Below are 18,980 nucleotides of genomic sequence, written 5' to 3'. Positions count from 1 at the left end.
TCCTGACGGACCAGCGCGCCCCGCGCGGCGTTGACTGAACGAAGCTCACTACAAAGCTCACTACGGCAGGATCATCATGACCGTCATCGTCACCGGCGCGGCCGGTTTTATCGGCAGCAATCTCGTGAAGGCGCTCAACGAGCGCGGCGAACAACGCATCATCGCCGTCGACAACCTCACGCGCGCGGACAAGTTCAGGAATCTGGTCGACTGCGAGATCGACGACTATCTCGACAAGACCGAATTCGTCGAGCGCTTCAGGCGCGGCGACTTCGGCAAGGTGCGCGCGATCTTTCACGAAGGCGCCTGCTCGGACACGATGGAAACCGACGGCCGCTACATGATGGACAACAACTACCGCTATAGCCGCGACGTGCTCGACATCTGTCTCGCGCAGAACGTCCAGTTCCTGTACGCGTCGTCGGCGGCGACCTATGGCGGCTCGAGCCGCTTCGTCGAGGAGCGCGAGGTCGAGCAGCCGCTGAACGTGTACGGCTATTCGAAGTTCCTGTTTGACCAGGTGATCCGCCGCGTGCTGCCCACGGCGAAAAGCCAGATCGTGGGCTTCCGTTATTTCAACGTGTACGGTCCGCGCGAAACGCACAAGGCGCGCATGGCGTCGGTCGCGTTTCACAACTTCAACCAGTTCCGCGCCGAGGGCAAGGTCAAGCTGTTCGGTGAATACAACGGCTATGCGGCTGGTCAGCAGACGCGCGATTTCATCTCGGTCGAAGACGTCGTCAAGGTCAACCTGTTCTTCTTTGATCATCCGGAAAAGTCGGGCATTTTCAATCTCGGCACAGGACGCGCGCAGCCGTTCAACGATATCGCGAGCACCGTGGTCAACACGCTGCGCGCGCTGAACAACGAGCCGGCGCTGTCGCTCGCGGATCAGGTGCAACGCGGGCTGATCGAATACATTCCGTTCCCGGACGCGCTGCGCGGCAAGTATCAGTGCTTCACGCAGGCCGATCAGTCGAAGCTGCGTGCTGCCGGCTACGAGGCGCCGTTTCTGAGCGTGCAGGAAGGCGTCGATCGTTACGTGCGTTGGCTGTTCGGCCAGGTGTAATTAGTACGTCATCCTCTTTAAACTGGAATCTCCTGGTCGGTGATGGTCGCCGGCCAGTGGCAACAGGGAGATTCCAATATGTTTCGAAAAGTTCTGGTTACCGCGGCGATGCTCGCCGCTTTCGGCCACGCGTATGCGGCGGTCGACGTCAACACGGCTAACGAAGACGCGCTGCGCGGCATCAAGGGCATCGGTGCGGCAAAAGCCAAAGCGATCGTCGACGAACGTAATGCGCACGGCCCGTTCAAGGACGCGGCCGATCTCGGCAAACGCGTCAAGGGCATGGGCGGGCACACCATCGAGCGCCTGCAGGCGGAGGGTCTCGCTGTCGGACCGGCTGGCGCGGCTGCTAGCACGCAGGTTGCGGCAACTGCAACAGGTAAGGACCCGGCCGCTACGGCCGCTTCCGCCGCCACGCAGAAGGGGGGCGCCGCGGTGGCGGTGAAGAAGTAAGCGCCGCGAGCCCTGCGCGTGTCATGCCGACGGGCGGCGTGCGGCGCGCAGGGTTCGCGCACCTTCCATGGCTTCGACTGGTACACACGATTTCCCGCGGCTCGTCGCCGCGGGTTTCCTGCGCAGCAAGCTCCATGCATCCATGCGGGCATTAGGGCTGCAGGGCAGCGCCGCAGATCGTGGTTTAGAATCGATGAATTGAAGACACTCTTTCGCGCATCGATCGCTAGACCCCATATGGCATACAAAACGATTGAAGACACGATCGGCAATACGCCGCTCGTACAACTCGTCCGGCTCCCCGACGACGAGATCCGCAGCCGCAACAATGTGGTCCTCGCGAAGCTCGAGGGCAACAATCCAGCGGGCTCGGTGAAGGACCGGCCGGCGTTGTCGATGATCAAGAAGGCCGAAGCCCGCGGGCGCATCAAGCCGGGCGACACGCTGATCGAATCGACGAGCGGCAACACCGGCATCGCGCTCGCGATGGCCGCCGCGGTCCGCGGCTACAGGATGGTGCTAATCATGCCGGAAGACCTGTCAGTCGAGCGCCGCCAGAGCATGGCCGCCTACGGCGCGGAAATCATCCTGACGCCGGTCAAAGGCGGCATGGAGTACGCGCGCGATCTCGCCGAGCAGATGCAGCGCGAAGGCAAGGGCATCATCCTCGACCAGTTCGCGAACCCGGACAATCCGGCCTCGCACATCGAAGGCACGGGCCCGGAAATCTGGCGTGACACGGAAGGGCGCATCACGCACTTCGTGTCGTCGATGGGCACGACCGGCACGATCATGGGCGTGTCGACGTATCTGAAAACGCAGAATCAGCAGATCGAAATCATCGGCGCGCAGCCGGAAGAGGGTTCGCGTATTCCGGGCATTCGCAAGTGGCCGGAAGCGTATCTGCCGAAAATCTTCGACCGCAGCCGCGTCGACCGCGTCGAGAACGTCAGTCAATCCGCGGCCGAGGCGATGGCGCGCCGGCTGGCGTCGGTCGAAGGCATTTTCGCTGGCATATCGTCGGGCGGCGCGTGCGAAGTCGCGCTGCGCATCGCGCGTCAGGTCGAGAATGCGACGATCGTGTTCATCGTCTGCGACCGCGGGGACCGTTATCTGTCCACGGGGGTATTTCCCGCGTAAGCGGGTCGCCGGGCGCCTTCGCGGGCGCACGAGCCAATTAAAAGCGCCGGTCGAGCCGGCGCTTTTTTTACGTCCTTCAACGCGAGGCGCGCACGGCGACTCGCGGCGTGACTCACTGCGAATCAGAGTTCGACTGATCCGCCTGACCTTGCGACGCGCTGCCGTTGTTGGCCGCTTTTGCGGCACTCGCCGCGTCGATCGCCTGCATCTGAGCCTTGACCTTTTGACCGAGCTGATACACCGCGAGCGCATAGAAGAAACTGCGGTTGTAGCGCGTGAGCACGTAGAAATTCTTCAGGCCGAGCATGAACTCGGTGCCGCGTCCCGGCGACGGCAGATCGACCACCGTGACCGGGGTTCCCGCCTCGGAAGCGATGTCGACGTTCGGCTCGTTTAGCACGAGTCCGGCGCGCAGCAACTGGTCGAGCGGCCAGTGCGGCTCCGGCTGACCATTGGCCGCCGCCTGCGCGACACCGAGGCTGCCCGCGTCCGAGCCGATTCGCCACACCACCGGCCGGCCGCTTTCCCAGCCGTTCTGACGCAGATAGTTCGCGACGCTGCCGATCGCATCGGCATCACTCGTGCGCAGATCGATGTGCTTGTTACCCTCGTAGTCGACCGCGTACTGGACGATGCTGCTCGGCAGGAACTGCGGAATGCCGATCGCGCCCGTGTACGAGCCGAGCACCGTGTTCGGGTCGATCTGCGCGTCGCGCGTCCACACCAGGTAGTCTTCGAGATTCTTGCGGAAGGTCGCCTGACGGTCCGCGCGATTCGCGGTGTTCGGATAGTCGAAGCTCAGCGTGGTCAGCGCGTCGAGCACGCGGAAATTACCCATGTAGCGACCGTAGATCGTCTCGACGCCGATGATGCCGACGATCATCTCCGGCGGCACGCCGAACTCCTGATACGCGCGCTGCAGCGTGGCCTGGTTCTCGCGCCAGAACTGCACGCCGGCGTTCACGCGCACCGGGTCGAGGAAGCGCGCCTGATACGAGCGCCAGTTCTTGATCGACGGTGTCGGCGACGGCGTGACCAGCTTCACCGCAGTCGCCGAGTAGCTGACGCCGGCGAACAGCGCGTGCAGCGACGCTTCGTCGAAATCGTAGCGCGCGACCATCTCGTTGATGAACGCATCGACGTTCGCGTTATTCGCATAGCGCTGGGGAATGATCTCTTCCTCAAACGTTTGCCCTTGCGGTACTGGCTGCTGCGGCTGGCTCTGCGCGAGTTGCACCGGTGCTTTCTTCGTGGCGCTTTGCGCGCTCGCGGGACTTGCTGCGATGAACACGCACGATGCGATGGTCAGTGAGGCGGCGAGGGTGCGGAGGCGAAGCCGGTTGCGTGGGGATCCTGCGGACAGAGCAAGCTTGACGGTCATGGTGAGCAGTGAGCGCGATGCGTGAAAGGCTGGAAGCAGTCGGAAAGCGGCAGGAACGAAACGGCGAGTTACGGGTCGGGGAAGTATACCCGACGGCTTCCGCAAAACCGTGCTGAATCAGCGACAGCGGCGTCGTGTGGTAACTTGACGAATGTTGGCGCGCCGGGGCGCGCGCCGCTCGACGGAGACACGCCGCGCGCGCACGCGGTCCATGCGCCGCGCCGTAAAAAGACGCACAACACGAACTATGGCAACAGGCTTCTATTCCCACCCCGACTGTCTGCTGCACGACATGGGGCAATGGCATCCCGAGTGTCCCGCGCGCCTGCAGGCGATCGAGGATCAGCTGATCGCGAGCCGCATCGACGCGCTGATCGAGCGCGAGTCGCCGCCGCTCGCCGACGAGGCCGCGCTGCTGCGCGTGCACACGCAGGCGCACGTCGATTACATCCGCGGCCGCGCGCCCGTCGAGGGCGTCGCCGAAATCGATCCGGACACGACGATGAACCCGCACACGTGGCAGGCCGCATTGCGCGCGGCGGGCGCGGCGGTCGCCGCCACCGATGCGGTGATCGAAGGCCGTTACGACAACGCGTTCTGCAGTGTGCGGCCGCCGGGCCATCACGCGGAGCCGGCGCGCGCGATGGGCTTCTGCTTCTTCAACAACGTAGCGATCGCCGCGCGCCACGCGCTCGACGTGCATGGCCTCGCGCGCGTTGCCATCATCGACTTCGATGTGCACCACGGCAACGGCACCGAGGCCGCGTTCTCGGGCGACCCGCGCGTGCTGATGTGCAGCATCTTCCAGCACCCGTTCTATCCGTTCACGGGCGCCGACAACCAGGCGCCCAACATGTGCAACGTGCCCATGCCGGCACGCTCGAACGGCATGGCCGTGCGCGAAGCGGTCGACATGCTGTGGTTGCCGCGCCTGCACGAGTTCAGGCCGGAGATGCTGTTCATTTCGGCCGGCTTCGACGCGCATCGGGAGGACGACCTCGGCAACATGGGCCTCGTCGAAGACGATTACGCGTGGATCACCGACCAGATGCGCGAGATCGCCCGGCGCTACGCGCGCGGGCGCATCGTCAGTTGTCTCGAGGGCGGCTACAACCTGTCGGCGCTCGGGCGCAGCGTGGTGGCGCACGTGCGGTCGCTGGCGGAGATCTGAGGTCACCCGCCTGCGCGCCGTGGCAACGGCTCGAAAGCCGGCGAGCAAACATCGACATTCACGCACTGAGGAGCGAGCCATGAACGCTAGTCCAGCCAGCGCCGGCGACGCGTCGCTGATCACGATCGAACCCGACGCGTATCGCGTGCCGGGCGTCGTGCGCGTGACGATGAACCGGCCCGATGCGTTCAACGCGCTGTCCGAAGCGCTGCTCGACGAACTGCAGCAGGCGCTGACCGACATCGCGAAGACCGCTGCGCGCGTCGTCGTGATCGCCGGCGCGGGCCGCGCGTTCTGCGCGGGCCACGACCTGAAGGAAATGCGCGCGGCGCCATCGCTCGGGTATTACCAGCGGCTGTTCGCGCGCTGCACGAAGCTGATGATGACGATCCAGCGCATGCCGCAGCCGGTGATCGCGCGCGTGCATGGCATCGCGACCGCGGCCGGCTGCCAGCTCGTCGCCATGTGCGATCTCGCTGTCGCCGCCGATACCGCGCGCTTCGCCGTATCGGGCGTGAACCTCGGATTGTTCTGCGCGACGCCGTCGGTGCCGCTGTCGCGCAATCTGTCGCGCAAGGCTGCGCTCGAAATGCTGCTGACCGGCGATTTCATCGACGCCGCCGAAGCGCGCAAGCAGGGGCTCGTGAACCGCGTCACCCCTGCCGATGCGCTCGACGACGAAGTCGCGCGGCTCGCCGCGAGCATCTGCGCAAAGCCGGTCGAAGCGGTCAGCGCGGGCAAGGGCCTGTTCTACCGGCAGCTCGAAATGGGCATCGAGGCTGCCTACCAGCTGGCCGGGCAGACGATGGCGTGCAACATGATGGACGACTCGGCGCTCGAAGGCGTGCAGGCTTTTATCGACAAACGCGCGCCGGAGTGGAAGCGGTAGCCGGTGGCTGCCCAGCGCCGCGTCTTCTCAACTCCTTCCCACCGCCCGCCGTTCAATCCACTCGACCAATGCCTCGATCACCCGATCGCGATCGAGGTCGTTCATCGTCTCGTGATAGCTGCCCTCGTAAAGCGTGAGCGTCTTGTCGGGCGAGCCCGCGTGCGCGCCGAACGCACGGCTGCCGTCGGGCTCGGTCAGTTTGTCGTCGGTGCCATGAAACACCAGCAGCGGCATGCGCAGCCCCGCGCGACCGCGTTCGATACGCGCCATCGCGAGCAGCAGTTCGGCGCCGGTGCGCGCCGGAATCGCGTCGTGATGCACGAGCGGATCGTTGATATTGGCATTGACCACCGGCTGAAGGCGCGAGAGCAGCGCGGGGTCGATCTTCATTGCCGGGAAGCCCGGGTAGACACGGCTGATCAGCTGGCTTAGCGCGAGCATCCACTTCGGTACGTCACGACCCGGCGCGAGGGCGGGGCTCGACAGGATCAGGCCGGCCAGGCGCCGCCCGCTCGCATCGAGACGCTCGATCGCATACAGCGCGGCCACCGCGCCACCCATGCTGTGACCCATCAGAAACAACGGCGCGCAGCTTTGCGCGGCGGCGTCGAGCAGCGCCTGCGCATCGAGCAGGTAGTCGTCGAAGCGCTTCACATAGGCGCGCTTGCCGGGCGCGTGGCCGTGGCCGCGCAGATCGATCGCGACGAGCTCGATGCCCGCTGCATTGAGCCGGCCCGCTACGGCCGCGTAACGCCCCGCGTGTTCGGCGAGGCCGTGCACGAGCGCGACCGTCGCGCGTAGCGGCCCACTCGGCCGCCAGCGATAGAGCGGCAACTCGATGCCATCGCTGGTCGTGACCGATGCGCGCTGCGGCGCGTCTTTATTCAGACTGCTGGCACTCGCGCGCACGGTGGGGCTCGGGGAAGTCTGCATGGCGACGGCCTGTGCGGAAGGAGGGTGGCCCGATCATAGTCGTAGCGGCGTGAGGCACGCGAGCTTTGCGCACAAGGCGCGGCTCTAATTCCTTCAGGTTATGAAAAGATCGGAATTGATTATTAAAGGGTATGTCGACGCTGCGGTAGAATGGCGACCTTAAATCCCAATAAAAGAAACGGCGGCCGCTTGTCGGGAGCACGATGCTCGCCGGCAGCCTCCGCCGTTTTCGTTTGTACATGATCGAAATACGCAATGTTTCCCAGCGGTTCGCCGGACCCCGGGGCTGGGTCGAGGCGCTGCACAACGTCAATCTGACGATTCCCGCGGGCGAGGTGTTCGGCATCATCGGCCGCAGCGGCGCGGGCAAGAGCACGCTCGTGCGCACCATCAATCTGCTGACGCGCCCATCCGAGGGCAACATCGTCGTCAACGACCGCGATCTGACGACGCTGCCCGCCGCGCAATTGCGCGACGCGCGTCGCGAGATCGGCATGATCTTCCAGCACTTCAATCTGTTGTCGTCGCGCACCGTGTATGAGAACGTCGCGCTGCCGCTCGAATTGGCCGGCATGAAGCGCGACGAAATCGAGGCGAACGTGCTGCCGCTGCTCGAACTCGTCGGTCTGTCGGCGCAGAAGGACCGCTATCCGGCGCAGATCAGCGGCGGACAGAAGCAGCGCGTGGGCATCGCGCGTGCGCTCGCGAGCAAGCCGAAGGTGCTGCTGTCGGACGAGGCGACCTCCGCGCTCGACCCCGAAACCACGCGCGCGATTCTCGACCTGCTCAAACGCATCAACCGCGAATTGAACCTGACGATCGTGCTGATCACGCACCAGATGGACGTGATCAAGCAGGTCTGCGATCGCGTCGCGGTGCTCGACGCGGGGCGCGTCGTCGAAGAGGGCAAGGTGATCGACGTGTTCCTGCAGCCGCGCCACGAAGTCACGCGCGCGCTGATCGGCGACGTGATCGCGCAGGAACTGCCGCCCGCCATGAAGGCGCGCGTCGCAGAGCGCCTGAAGACCGGCAGCGGCCATCTGCTGCGCCTCGCGTTCACCGGCTCGGGCGTCGATCAGCCGATCCTGTCGGAGACGATTCGCCGCTACGAACTCGACTTCAACATCCTGCACGGCCAGATCGACGAGATCCAGGGCCAGGCGTTCGGCTCGCTCGCGGTGCTCGCGGGCGGCGAACCGGTGAAGGTCGCGCAGGCGATCACGTTTCTGCGCGAGCAGGGTGTCGTAGTGGAGGAGCTCTCGCATGTTGAGTGAAATGTTCGATATGTTCGTCCAGTCGTTCTGGGAGACGCTCATCATGGTGGGCATCTCCGGACTGATTGGCGCTGTGGTCGGCGTGCCGCTAGGCGTGCTGCTGTATCTGACCGACCGCCAGGGTGTGCTCGAAAACGTCGCGGTGAACCGCGTGATGGGCGTGATCGTCAATGCGGTCCGTTCGACGCCGTTCATCATCCTGCTGGTCGCGGTGATTCCGTTTACGCGGCTCGTCGTCGGTTCGTCGATCGGCACCGCGGCGGCGATCGTGCCGCTGACGATCGCCGCCGCGCCGTTCATCGCGCGTCTGGTCGAGACGGCGCTGCGCGAAGTCGATCGCGGGCTCATCGAGGCCGCTCAGGCGATGGGCGCGACCACCAGTCAGATCGTCTTCAAGGTGTTGTTGCCGGAATCGCTGCCCGGCGTGGTCGCCGGGTTGACGATCACGTTCGTGTCGCTGGTCGGCTATTCGGCGATGGCCGGCGCGATCGGCGGCGGCGGTCTTGGCGACCTCGGCATCCGCTACGGCTACCAGCGCTTCCTGCCGGAAGTGATGCTGGCAGTCGTGCTGATCCTGATCGTGTTCGTGCAACTGGTGCAGTCGTTTGGGGATTGGCTCGTGCGTCGCTTGAGCCATAAATAAACAAGGGCGTTCGGAAGCCCGCCAATAGAGATTCGCAAAAAGGTCCATCATGCAACGTCGCTTCATTCTCAAGCTGGCCGCCTTGCTCGGCGCGGCATCGCTCGTCGCCGCCGGCGCGGCGCAGGCCGAAGACACGATCAAGGTCGGCGTCACCGGCGGCCCGCACGCGCAGATCATGGACGTCGTGAAGACGGTCGCCGCGAAGAACGGCCTCACGATCAAGATCGTCGAATTCTCCGACTACGTGCAGCCGAACGCTGCGCTCGCGAGCGGCGATCTGGACGCGAACAGCTACCAGCACGACCCGTACTTGCAGGCGCAGGTGAAGGACCGCGGCTACAAGCTGATCCGTATCGCCGATACGGTCACGTACCCGATGGGTATCTACTCGAAGAAGGTGAAGTCGCTCGCCGAACTGCAGCCGGGCGCGAAGATCGCGGTGCCGAACGACCCGACCAACGGCGGTCGCGCGCTTCTGCTGCTGCAGAAGCAGGGCTTGCTGAAGCTGCGCGCCGATGCGGGATTGAAGGCGACGCCGCTCGACATCGTCGACAATCCGAAGAAGCTGAAGATCGTCGAGCTCGATGCGGCGCAGATTCCGCGTTCGCTGGGCGACGTCGACGCCGCCGCGATCAATACCAACTTCGCGATGGAAGCGGGCCTCAAGCCGAAGCAGGACGCCATCGCGATCGAAGACCCGAAGGGTCCGTACGTGAACGTGATCGCGATTCGCGAAGCGGACAAGAACAAACCGTGGGTCGCGAAGCTCGTCGCGGCGTATCACTCGCCGGAAGTGAAGCAGTTCGTTGACAGCAAGTTCGGTGGCTCGGTGATCACCTCCTGGTGAGACAATGGCCCATGGACCTTGCAGAACACGACGGCAATGCGAAATTAGAGGTCTGAGTCGGAACCCGGGGTTGTCTCCCGGGTTTTTTGGGGATTAAAATAGAACGACCGTTCGATATTGCCGTCACGCCGCTGAGGAGCGATATCCTCCCGCAGAGCGCCCGCGACACGGCTGTCATGAGGGCAGTCGCTATAATGTTCGTCGGGTTGACGTATTCGTAACTTTGGAGCGTGTGCATGAAAATTCTGGTGCCAGTGAAAAGAGTGGTCGACTACAACGTGAAGGTCCGCGTGAAATCGGACGGTACGGGTGTCGACATCGCGAACGTGAAAATGTCGATGAACCCGTTCGACGAAATCGCGGTTGAAGAAGCGGTGCGTCTGCGGGAAGCGGGCGTCGCGACCGAAGTGATCGCCGTATCGGCCGGCGTGACGCAATCGCAGGAAACGCTGCGCACCGCGCTCGCGATCGGCGCGGACCGCGCGATCCTGATCGAATCGAACGAAGACCTGCAGCCGCTGGCCGTTGCGAAGCTGCTCAAGGCTCTGGTCGACAAGGAACAGCCGCAACTGGTGATCCTCGGCAAGCAGGCCATCGACGACGACTCCAATCAGACCGGCCAGATGCTCGCGGCGCTCGCGAATCTGCCGCAGGCGACGTTTGCTTCGAAGGTTGTGGTGGCGGACGGCAAGGCGACGGTGTCGCGTGAAGTGGATGGCGGCGCGGAAACGCTGTCGCTGACGCTGCCGGCCGTGGTTACGACCGACCTGCGCCTCAATGAGCCGCGCTACGTGACGCTGCCGAACATCATGAAGGCGAAGAAGAAGCCGCTGGAAACGATCAAACCCGAAGATCTCGGCGTGGATGTCACGCCGCGTCTGAAGACGCTGAAAGTCGCCGAGCCGCCCAAGCGCTCTGCCGGTGTGATGGTGCCGGACGTGAAGACGCTGGTCGAGAAGCTGAAGACCGAAGCGAAGGTGCTTTAAGTTGAACTGCAACTATGTTGCATGGGACTGGAGTAAGCGCTAAAGCGCTAACTCCAGTCGACACGGAGACAGAGCAAATGACGAATCTGGTAATTGCAGAACACGATAACGCGTCGATCAAGGCCGCGACGCTGAACACGGTCGCAGCGGCACAGAAGATCGGCGGTGATATTCACGTGCTGGTCGCGGGTCACAACGCGCAGGCCGCGGCCGATGCCGCCGCGAAGATCGCCGGCGTCAGCAAGGTGCTACTGGCCGACGCGCCGCAGCTCGAAGCGGGTCTCGCAGAGAACGTTGAAGCGACGGTGCTGAACATCGCGAAGAACTACACGCATATCCTCGCGCCGGCCACCGCCTACGGCAAGAACGTCGCGCCGCGTATCGCCGCGAAGCTCGACGTCGCGCAGATCAGCGACATCACGGCAGTGGATAGCGCCGACACGTTCGAACGCCCGATCTACGCGGGCAACGCGATCGCGATCGTGCAATCGGCTGACCCGATCAAGGTCATCACCGTGCGCTCGACGGGCTTCGACGCAGTTGCGGCCGAAGGCGGCAGCGCAGCGGTCGAGAAGATCGAAGCGGCAGCCGACGCAGGCATCTCCCAGTTCGTGAGCCGTGAAGTGACGAAGCTGGACCGTCCGGAACTGACGAGCGCGAAGATCATCGTGTCGGGCGGCCGGGGTCTGGGTAACGGCGAGAACTACACGAAGGTTCTGGAGCCGCTCGCCGACAAGCTCGGCGCGGCACTGGGCGCATCGCGCGCGGCGGTCGACGCGGGCTTCGTGCCGAACGACTATCAGGTCGGCCAGACCGGCAAGATCGTCGCGCCGCAACTGTACGTCGCGGTCGGCATCTCGGGGGCGATCCAGCATCTCGCCGGCATGAAGGACTCGAAGGTCATCGTCGCGATCAACAAGGACGCAGAAGCGCCGATTTTCAGCGTGGCGGATTACGGCCTCGTCGGTGACCTGTTCACCGTCGTGCCGGATCTCGTGAGCGAACTCGGCTAAGCGCCGCGGCGCCTGAAAGAGGCCGCCGAAAGCAAGCGAAGGGCGCTGGACCGACCAAGTCCCGCGCCCTTTTTTCATATCAAGGGAGGAGAACCAGAATGAGCTATACGGCGCCCATCAAGGACATGTTGTTCGTGATGAAAGAACTGGCCGGACTCGAAGACATCGCGAAGCTGCCCGGCTTCGAAGACGCAAACCTCGACACGGCGCAGGCCGTGCTCGACGAGTCGGCGAAACTGTGCGGCGAAGTGCTCGCGCCACTGAACGTCGACGGCGATCGCAATCCGAGCAGCTGGAAGGACGGCGTCGTCACCGCGACGCCGGGTTTCAAGGATGCATTCCGCCAGTTCTCCGAAGGTGGCTGGCAGGGTGTCCAGCATCCGCTCGACTACGAAGGGCAGGGGCTACCGAAGCTGATCGGCACGCCTTGCGTCGAAATGCTGAACGCGTCGAATCTGTCGTTCGCGTTGTGTCCGTTGCTGACCGACGGCGCGATCGAAGCGTTATTGACCGCCGGCAGCGAAGCGCAGAAACAGACCTTCGTGCCGAAGCTGATTTCAGGCGAGTGGACCGGCACGATGAACCTGACCGAGCCGCAGGCCGGCTCCGATCTCGCGCTCGTGCGCACCCGCGCCGAGCCGCAGGGCGACGGTTCGTTCAAGCTGTTCGGCACGAAGATTTTCATCACCTGGGGCGAGCACGACATGGCGAAGAACATCGCCCATCTCGTGCTCGCGCGCACGCCCAATGCGCCTGAGGGCGTGAAGGGCATTTCGCTGTTTCTCGTGCCGAAGTTTCTCGTCAACGAGGACGGCTCGCTCGGTGAACGCAACGACGTGCATTGCGTGTCGATCGAGCACAAGCTCGGCATCAAGGCGAGCCCGACGGCGGTGTTGCAGTTCGGCGATCACGGCGGCGCGCTCGGTCAACTGATCGGCGAAGAGAATCGCGGCCTCGAATACATGTTCATCATGATGAACGCGGCGCGATTCGCGGTCGGCATGCAAGGTGTCGCGATCTCGGATCGCGCGTATCAGAAGGCGGTCGCGTACGCGAAGGAGCGTGTCCAGAGTCGTCCCGTGGATGGTTCCGCGAAGCAGTCGGTCGCGATCATCCAGCACCCGGACGTGCGCCGCATGCTGTCGACGATGCGCAGCCTCACCGAGGCATCTCGCGCGCTCGCGTACGTCGCGGCCTCGCACTGCGATATCGCGCATCGTCATCCGGACGAGGCGACCCGCGAGAAGCATCAGGCGATCTACGAATACCTGGTGCCGATCGTGAAGGGCTGGAGCACGGAGCTGTCGATCGACGTGGCGAGCCTCGGCGTGCAGGTGCATGGCGGCATGGGCTTCATCGAGGAAACCGGCGCCGCGCAGTACTACCGCGACGCGCGCATTCTGCCGATCTACGAAGGCACGACCGCGATTCAGGCCAACGACCTGATCGGTCGCAAGACGCTGCGCGATGGTGGCAAGGTTGCGAAGGAACTGCTTGCTGGTATCGCCGAAACCATCGAAGCGCTTGGCGCGCAGCAGGGTGCGGCGTTCGCCTCGATGAAGACGCAACTCGCGCAGGGCCAACGCTCGCTTGGCGCGGTCGTCGATTTCGTCGTCGCGAATGCGAAGGGCGATCCGAATGCGGTGTTCGCCGGCAGCGTGCCCTATCTGAAGCTTGCGGGCATCGTGTTAGGCGGCTGGCAGATGGCGCGTGCGCAGCTTGCCGCGGCGGCGAAGCGCAACGAGGATCCAGCGTTTCACGACGCGAAGATTGCGACCGCGAGGTTCTACGCCGAGCATGTGCTGCCGCAGGCCGCGGCGCTCGAAGTGGCGGTCGTCAGCGCGAAGGGCGGCGAGGGCGTGCTGGCGTTGTCGGAAGATCAATTCTGAAGATGCGTCGATGTCGGCCGCGTGCGGCGGCGGCACGACCAAATGCAAACGGCGCCTCGCGAGGCGCCGTTTGTGTTTGCTGCTGCTGATACGGCCTACGCCGTGGCCGAGACCACGTCAGCGCACGCACTCAAACTCACGCATACGCCGGCCGATGCTCGCCCGCGGTCTCGCCGAGGTAGCGATGCACGGATAGATCGTCCGCGCGAATCGCGGGCTGCTTGCCCGACATCAGGTCGGCCAGCAGCTGGCCCGAGCCGCACGACATCGTCCAGCCGAGCGTGCCGTGGCCGGTGTTCAGGAACAGGTTCGGTACCGGCGTGCGGCCGACGATCGGCGTGCCGTCCGGCGTCATCGGGCGCAAACCGGTCCAGAACGTCGCCTTCGACGTGTCGCCGCCACCCGGGAACAGGTCGTTCACGGAAAGCTCCAGCGTCTCGCGGCGCGCCTGGCGCAGCGATTTGTCGAAGCCGACGATCTCGGCCATGCCGCCGACGCGAATCCGGTCGTCGAAGCGCGTGATCGCGATCTTGTAGGTTTCGTCGAGCACGGTCGACACCGGCGCGGCAGCCGCGTCGACGATCGGCGCGGTGATCGAATAGCCCTTCAGCGGATAGACCGGGATCTTTACGATGCCGTCGAGGAAACGCGTCGAATACGAACCGAGCGCAACCACGAACGAATCCGCGCGCACCAGTTCGCCGCCGCACTGCACGCCGGCGATGCGGCCGCCCGCCATCGCGAGCGCGTCGATCGACGTGTTGTAGCGGAACTTGACGCCTAGTTCTTCGGCAAGCGCCGCGAGGCGCGTCGTGAACATCTGGCAGTCGCCGGTTTCGTCGCCGGGCAGGCGCAGGCCGCCGGTGAGCTTGTGCGACACCGCGGCGAGCGCCGGCTCGGCCTTGCCCAGTTGGTCCGCCGTCAGCAGTTCGTACGGCACGTTGGCTTCCTGCAGCACGGCGATGTCTTTCGCGGCGCCATCGAACTGCTGCTGCGTGCGAAACACCTGCAGCGTGCCGCCGGTGCGGCCTTCGTACTGAATGCCGGTGTCGGCGCGCAGCGCCTGCAGGCAGTCGCGGCTGTATTCGGCGAGCCGCACCATGCGGCCCTTGTTCACCGCATAGCGCGGTGCCGTGCAGTTCTGCAGCATCTGCCACATCCATTGCAGCTGAAACGCGGTGCCGTCAAGGCGGATCGCGAGCGGCGCGTGCTTCTGGAACATCCACTTGACGGCCTTCAGCGGCACGCCCGGTGCGGCCCACGGCGACGCGTACCCCGGCGAGATCTGGCCTGCGTTGGCAAAGCTGGTTTCGAGCGCCGGGCCGGCCTCGCGATCGATGACGGTCACTTCGTGACCGGCGCGTGCGAGGTAATACGCACTCGTTACGCCGACGACGCCACTGCCCAAAACGACGACTCGCATAGCTGCTCCAGGTATCCAAAAATTGTGTGAGGGCAAGGCGTTCTTCGCTGGATTCGATCTGATTCGATTCAACGAGCTGCAACGTGAGGTGAAATGCTGTTTGCCCAGTGTTAACCGCTATACTATTAACAGTGGGACAGGTTTTGTTATCGTATTTTCATCATTTTTAGAAAAAACACCATGCGTACCCAGCGCCAGCCCGTGCGGGCTCTCGACAAGCTCGATCACAAGATCCTGCGGCTCCTGCAGCAGGACGGTCGTATGGCGATGAAGGACCTGGCCGAGCAGGTCGGACTGTCGGTGACGCCGTGCATCGAGCGCGTCAAGCGAATGGAGCGCGACGGCGTGATCACCGGCTACTATGCGCGCGTGAACCCGGCCGAGCTGGGCGCGGCGCTGCTCGTATTCGTCGAGATCACGCTCGATCACAAGAGCGGCAACATGTTCGACCAGTTCCGGCGCGAGGTGCAAAAGATCCCCGAGGTGCTCGAGTGCCACCTCGTGTCGGGCGATTTCGACTATCTGATCAAGGCGCGCATCGGCGAAATGGCCGACTACCGCAAATTGCTCGGCGACATCCTGCTGCAGCTGCCGGGCGCGGTGCAGTCGAAGAGCTATGTGGTGATGGAGGAAATCAAGGAAACGCTGACGATCGCGGTGGGCGAGTAAGTGCCGACTAACTGACGGCGCTGGCCGCCCATTGCAGCTCGACGAAGTGCTCGACAAACGGCGTAAACACTGTATATTTATACAGGTGTTTTGCGCCGTTTTCTTTTGGCGCTTCCCTGTTTGCGTTTGCATTGCGTGGCCTGCCGTGGATGACCCCGACACCCCTGACATTCCCGAATTTCCGATCGCGCCGCCGGCGCCTCGCAAGGGGCGCGGCGCGGTCACGAACCTGCAAGGCCGCTACGAAGTCGACCAGCGCGAGGCCGTCGACGACGGCTGGCAGACGGCCGACGAAGACGGTGAGCCGAAGGTCCTGCGCACGCAGGTGTTCGAGGAGCGCGCCAAAACCATCCTCACCCGCAACGCGTCGCCGGACATTCCGTTCAATGTGTCGCTGAATCCGTATCGCGGCTGCGAGCACGGCTGCATCTATTGCTTCGCACGGCCCACGCACAGCTACCTGGGCTTGTCGCCGGGGCTCGATTTCGAAAGCCGTATCTACGCGAAGATCAACGCGCCCGAACTGCTCGAGCGGGAACTATCGAAAAAATCCTATGTGCCGGAGCCGATCGCGCTCGGCGTCGCGACCGATGCATGGCAACCCGCCGAACGCGACTTGCGCCTGACGCGTCGTGTGGTCGAGGTGCTCAGCGAGCGCAATCACCCGTTCGCGGCGATCACCAAATCGTCGCTGATCGAGCGCGACATCGATCTGCTCGCGCCGATGGCGGAACGCGGGCAGTTCATGGCGGCTATCACCATCACGACGCTGGACGCCGACATCGCACGGACGCTCGAACCGCGCGCGGCCACGCCGTCGCGCCGGCTGCGCACGATCCGCACGCTTAGCGAGGCGGGCATTCCGGTCGGCGTCAGCATCGCGCCGGTGATCCCGTTCGTCACCGAACCGGACATGGAGCGCGTGCTCGAAGCGTGCGCGCAAGCGGGTGCGAGCAATGCGAGCTATATCGTGCTGCGGCTGCCATGGGAGGTCGCGCCGCTGTTCAAGGATTGGCTGAGCGCGCATTTCCCGGATCGGGCCGAGCGCGTGATGAGCCGTGTGCGCGACATGCGGGGCGGCAAGGATTACGACTCGTCGTTCTCGACTCGCATGAAGGGAGAGGGATTATGGGCGGATCTGCTGAGGCAGCGCTTTCACAAGGCCGTGCGCCGGTTGGGGCTGACCGGGCGCGACCGCGGCATTCTCGACATGTCGCACTTCCGTCGCATCGAGCCGCCGCCCGCCGAGCAGGCGAGCGCACCGGCGCGCGACAATCCGCAACTGAGGCTTTTCTAGCGTGCCGGCGCGTTTGCTGGTCCGGTGCCGAGGGCGCTACTGAGAAATCGCTTTAGCCGCTTCGACCTGACTTTCGAAGTAGGTTTGGAACGCCAGCGCGAGGCCGGTCATCAGCAGAAACGCGCCAATCAGCAGCGAAAAGATTACGACGAAGATGACCGTCCAGCCTGAGCGGCTTTTGCGTTGCGTGTGAGCGTTGAATTGCGCGTCCCATTTTTGATCCGGACGCAGCCCGTAGACAAGCGCGGCCAGAAACGCGGAAAACAACGACACCGCGCCGATCGACGCGAGCACCCAGCCGAGGATCGACGCGCGCTCGGTCGCGATCAGCAGCATCACGCCGGGAATGCCGATCAGCGTGCCAAGCAGATGCGCCCAGCCGTAGATATCCCGTGTGCCGTACAAATAAAAGCGATGGGCGCCGAGGCTACCGAACAGGAACGCCAACGCGGCGGTGAGCGTCTTGGATCTGAAGCGAGGGGAAGTCGAGGCAACGGTGGACATGAACGCGTGGGCAGAGTGACAGGCGGTCGAAAGGAGCGGTGCGCCGCGGGGCGCGAACCGACGCGCATTCTACGCCTGTGGCGGGCGGGCGGTCACGTGGCGGGCGGGCGCCCGGTCTGAAAGTGGGGTGGCGGGATGCGCCGGGCGTGGCTCCAGGCGAGTGCGGCAGCTCGGCCTGGCACGCAGGCATCCGCGCGTTACGGCGCTGAGTAAGTGACGCGATAGATCGCGCCGGCGGTGTCGTCGCTGATCAGTAGCGAACCGTCTGGCAACGGCAGCACGTCGGCGGGGCGGCCCCAGACCGATTCGCCGGGTTGCAGCCAGCCTTCGGCAAAGACCTGCTGGCGTGCGTGGCTGCCGTCGGGATCGGTGATCACGCGCACGACGCGGTAACCGACCTTCTTGCTGCGATTCCACGAGCCGTGTTCGGCGATGAAGATATTGTTCCGGTAGTCGGCTGGAAACATCGGGCCGTCGTAGAAGCGCATGCCGAGCGCCGCCACGTGCGCGCCAAGCTGGACGACCGGCGGCGTGAATTCGCTGCACGGATGGTCCTTGCCGAACTCGGGGTCGGGCGTGTCGCCACCGTGACAGTACGGAAAGCCGAAATTCATGTCGAGCCGTGGCGCGCGGTTGAGCTTGTCGCTCGGGATATCGTCGCCGAGCAGGTCGCGGCCGTTGTCGGTGAACCACAGTTCGTGCGTGACCGGATGCCACGCGAAGCCAACCGAATTGCGGATGCCGCGTGCGACGACCTCGTAGTGGCTGCCGTCCGGGTCCATGCGGCCAATCAGCGCAAAGCGGTCCGGGTCTCGCTCGCAAATGTTGCACGGCGCGCCCTGCGGCACATACAGCTTGCCATCCGGGCCGAACGCGATGAATTTCCAGCCGTGATGCGTTTCTGTGGGCAGCTTGTCGGTGACGACGACGGGTTTCGGCGGATCGGTCAGGTGCGCGTCGATCGCATCGAAGCGCACGACTTTCGACACGGCCGACACGTACAGTGCGCCTTCGTGCCACGCGACGCCGGCTGGCATCTGCAGCCCTGACGCGATCACGTGGCGGCCCGTCACGCGGCCGTTGCGCAGCTCGAGCGCATAGACGTGCCCATCCTGGCTGCCTACGTAGAGAATGCCCTTGGGCGAGAACGTCATCGCGCGAGCGCTCGGCACGTCGTCCGACAACACTTCGATGTGAAAGCCCGGCGGCAGCGTGATTTTCTCGATGGGCAGTGCGGCGTTTGCCGTCAACGCCTGGGCGGCGAGTAACACGCACGCCGCTACGCGTAGAATCCGGCTGCACGAGGTGCGCAAAAGTCCAGCAGAGCGCACGAAAAAGGCAAAAAAGGCGAACGGAAACGAGAGGTTCGGCTGGCGTCGCACAGGCGCTCCTTCAAGTA

18 protein-coding genes are annotated in these 18,980 nt (G+C 64.3%); 13 read left to right on the top strand and 5 right to left on the bottom strand.

What is annotated here, in order from left to right; all coding sequences use genetic code 11:
* Positions 1–76 precede the first annotated feature (76 nt).
* From rfaD to cysM, 3 genes are all read left to right on the top strand, one after another.
* Positions 77–1,069: an ADP-glyceromanno-heptose 6-epimerase gene (gene rfaD / locus L0U84_RS14925; RefSeq protein WP_233850831.1), complete on the top strand. Its 993-nt coding sequence runs from the start codon at positions 77–79 to the stop codon at positions 1,067–1,069.
* A 78-nt stretch (positions 1,070–1,147) separates the two neighbouring features.
* Positions 1,148–1,522: a ComEA family DNA-binding protein gene (locus tag L0U84_RS14920; RefSeq protein ID WP_233850830.1), complete on the top strand. Its 375-nt coding sequence runs from the start codon at positions 1,148–1,150 to the stop codon at positions 1,520–1,522.
* 237 nt (positions 1,523–1,759) lie between these two features.
* Positions 1,760–2,662: a cysteine synthase CysM gene (cysM, locus tag L0U84_RS14915; protein ID WP_129961444.1), complete on the top strand. Its 903-nt coding sequence runs from the start codon at positions 1,760–1,762 to the stop codon at positions 2,660–2,662.
* A 112-nt stretch (positions 2,663–2,774) separates the two neighbouring features.
* Here the strand turns inward: cysM and mltB are convergent, their stop codons facing one another.
* Positions 2,775–3,953: a lytic murein transglycosylase B gene (mltB, locus tag L0U84_RS14910; RefSeq protein ID WP_233850829.1), complete on the bottom strand. Its 1,179-nt coding sequence runs from the start codon at positions 3,951–3,953 to the stop codon at positions 2,775–2,777.
* Positions 3,954–4,290: 337 nt separating this feature from the next.
* Between mltB and L0U84_RS14905 the strand changes: the two genes are divergently transcribed.
* Together L0U84_RS14905 and L0U84_RS14900 are read left to right on the top strand one after the other, a co-directional pair.
* A complete protein-coding gene (locus tag L0U84_RS14905; protein ID WP_233850828.1) occupies positions 4,291–5,214 on the top strand; it encodes a histone deacetylase family protein in 924 nt (307 codons plus the stop codon).
* Between the two features lie 79 nt (positions 5,215–5,293).
* Positions 5,294–6,103, top strand: coding sequence for an enoyl-CoA hydratase (locus L0U84_RS14900; protein ID WP_233850827.1), 810 nt, complete (start codon positions 5,294–5,296; stop codon positions 6,101–6,103).
* A gap of 27 nt (positions 6,104–6,130) precedes the next feature.
* Here L0U84_RS14900 and L0U84_RS14895 read toward each other — a convergent pair whose 3' ends face one another.
* Complete coding sequence (locus L0U84_RS14895) at positions 6,131–7,036, bottom strand: alpha/beta hydrolase (protein WP_233850826.1); 906 nt, start codon at positions 7,034–7,036, stop codon at positions 6,131–6,133.
* Positions 7,037–7,275: 239 nt separating this feature from the next.
* Here L0U84_RS14895 and L0U84_RS14890 point away from each other — a divergent pair, with 239 nt between their 5' ends.
* The 6 genes from L0U84_RS14890 to L0U84_RS14865 all read left to right on the top strand — a co-directional run bounded on the left by L0U84_RS14890 (position 7,276) and on the right by L0U84_RS14865 (position 13,688).
* Entirely contained in the window at positions 7,276–8,310 is a 1,035-nt protein-coding gene (locus tag L0U84_RS14890; protein ID WP_233850825.1) for a methionine ABC transporter ATP-binding protein, read from the top strand.
* Positions 8,300–8,953, top strand: coding sequence for a methionine ABC transporter permease (locus L0U84_RS14885; protein ID WP_008924321.1), 654 nt, complete (start codon positions 8,300–8,302; stop codon positions 8,951–8,953). The genes L0U84_RS14890 and L0U84_RS14885 overlap by 11 nt, the downstream gene beginning before the upstream one ends.
* Positions 8,954–9,002: 49 nt before the next feature.
* Positions 9,003–9,800, top strand: a complete 798-nt coding sequence (locus L0U84_RS14880; RefSeq protein ID WP_233850823.1) for a MetQ/NlpA family ABC transporter substrate-binding protein — start codon at positions 9,003–9,005, stop codon at positions 9,798–9,800.
* Positions 9,801–10,036: 236 nt separating this feature from the next.
* Positions 10,037–10,786, top strand: a complete 750-nt coding sequence (locus L0U84_RS14875; protein WP_233850821.1) for an electron transfer flavoprotein subunit beta/FixA family protein — start codon at positions 10,037–10,039, stop codon at positions 10,784–10,786.
* A 77-nt stretch (positions 10,787–10,863) separates the two neighbouring features.
* Positions 10,864–11,799, top strand: coding sequence for an electron transfer flavoprotein subunit alpha/FixB family protein (locus L0U84_RS14870; RefSeq protein WP_233850819.1), 936 nt, complete (start codon positions 10,864–10,866; stop codon positions 11,797–11,799).
* Positions 11,800–11,897: 98 nt separating this feature from the next.
* Positions 11,898–13,688: an acyl-CoA dehydrogenase gene (locus L0U84_RS14865; protein ID WP_233850817.1), complete on the top strand. Its 1,791-nt coding sequence runs from the start codon at positions 11,898–11,900 to the stop codon at positions 13,686–13,688.
* Between the two features lie 136 nt (positions 13,689–13,824).
* Here the strand turns inward: L0U84_RS14865 and L0U84_RS14860 are convergent, their stop codons facing one another.
* Positions 13,825–15,111, bottom strand: coding sequence for a D-amino acid dehydrogenase (locus L0U84_RS14860; RefSeq protein ID WP_129958117.1), 1,287 nt, complete (start codon positions 15,109–15,111; stop codon positions 13,825–13,827).
* Positions 15,112–15,291: 180 nt separating this feature from the next.
* Here L0U84_RS14860 and L0U84_RS14855 point away from each other — a divergent pair, with 180 nt between their 5' ends.
* Both L0U84_RS14855 and L0U84_RS14850 read left to right on the top strand, forming a co-directional pair.
* Entirely contained in the window at positions 15,292–15,780 is a 489-nt protein-coding gene (locus tag L0U84_RS14855) for an Lrp/AsnC ligand binding domain-containing protein (protein WP_062127950.1), read from the top strand.
* A gap of 145 nt (positions 15,781–15,925) precedes the next feature.
* Positions 15,926–17,077 carry a PA0069 family radical SAM protein gene (locus L0U84_RS14850; RefSeq protein ID WP_233850815.1) on the top strand — a complete coding sequence of 384 codons (1,152 nt, stop codon included), beginning with the start codon at positions 15,926–15,928 and terminating at the stop codon, positions 17,075–17,077.
* A gap of 36 nt (positions 17,078–17,113) precedes the next feature.
* Here the strand turns inward: L0U84_RS14850 and L0U84_RS14845 are convergent, their stop codons facing one another.
* Together L0U84_RS14845 and L0U84_RS14840 are read right to left on the bottom strand one after the other, a co-directional pair.
* The gene (locus L0U84_RS14845; protein WP_233850813.1) at positions 17,114–17,581 is read right to left on the bottom strand and encodes an NINE protein; all 468 of its coding nucleotides are present in this window, start codon (positions 17,579–17,581) and stop codon (positions 17,114–17,116) included.
* Positions 17,582–17,778: 197 nt separating this feature from the next.
* Entirely contained in the window at positions 17,779–18,912 is a 1,134-nt protein-coding gene (locus tag L0U84_RS14840) for a PQQ-dependent sugar dehydrogenase (protein WP_442794037.1), read from the bottom strand.
* Positions 18,913–18,980 lie beyond the last annotated feature (68 nt).

The sequence above is a fragment of the Paraburkholderia sp. HD33-4 genome, assembly GCF_021390635.1.
In the GTDB taxonomy this organism is placed as follows: domain Bacteria; phylum Pseudomonadota; class Gammaproteobacteria; order Burkholderiales; family Burkholderiaceae; genus Paraburkholderia.
The sequence above is the reverse complement of the archived record's forward strand: the minus strand, read 5'-3'. Positions and strand labels throughout refer to the sequence as shown.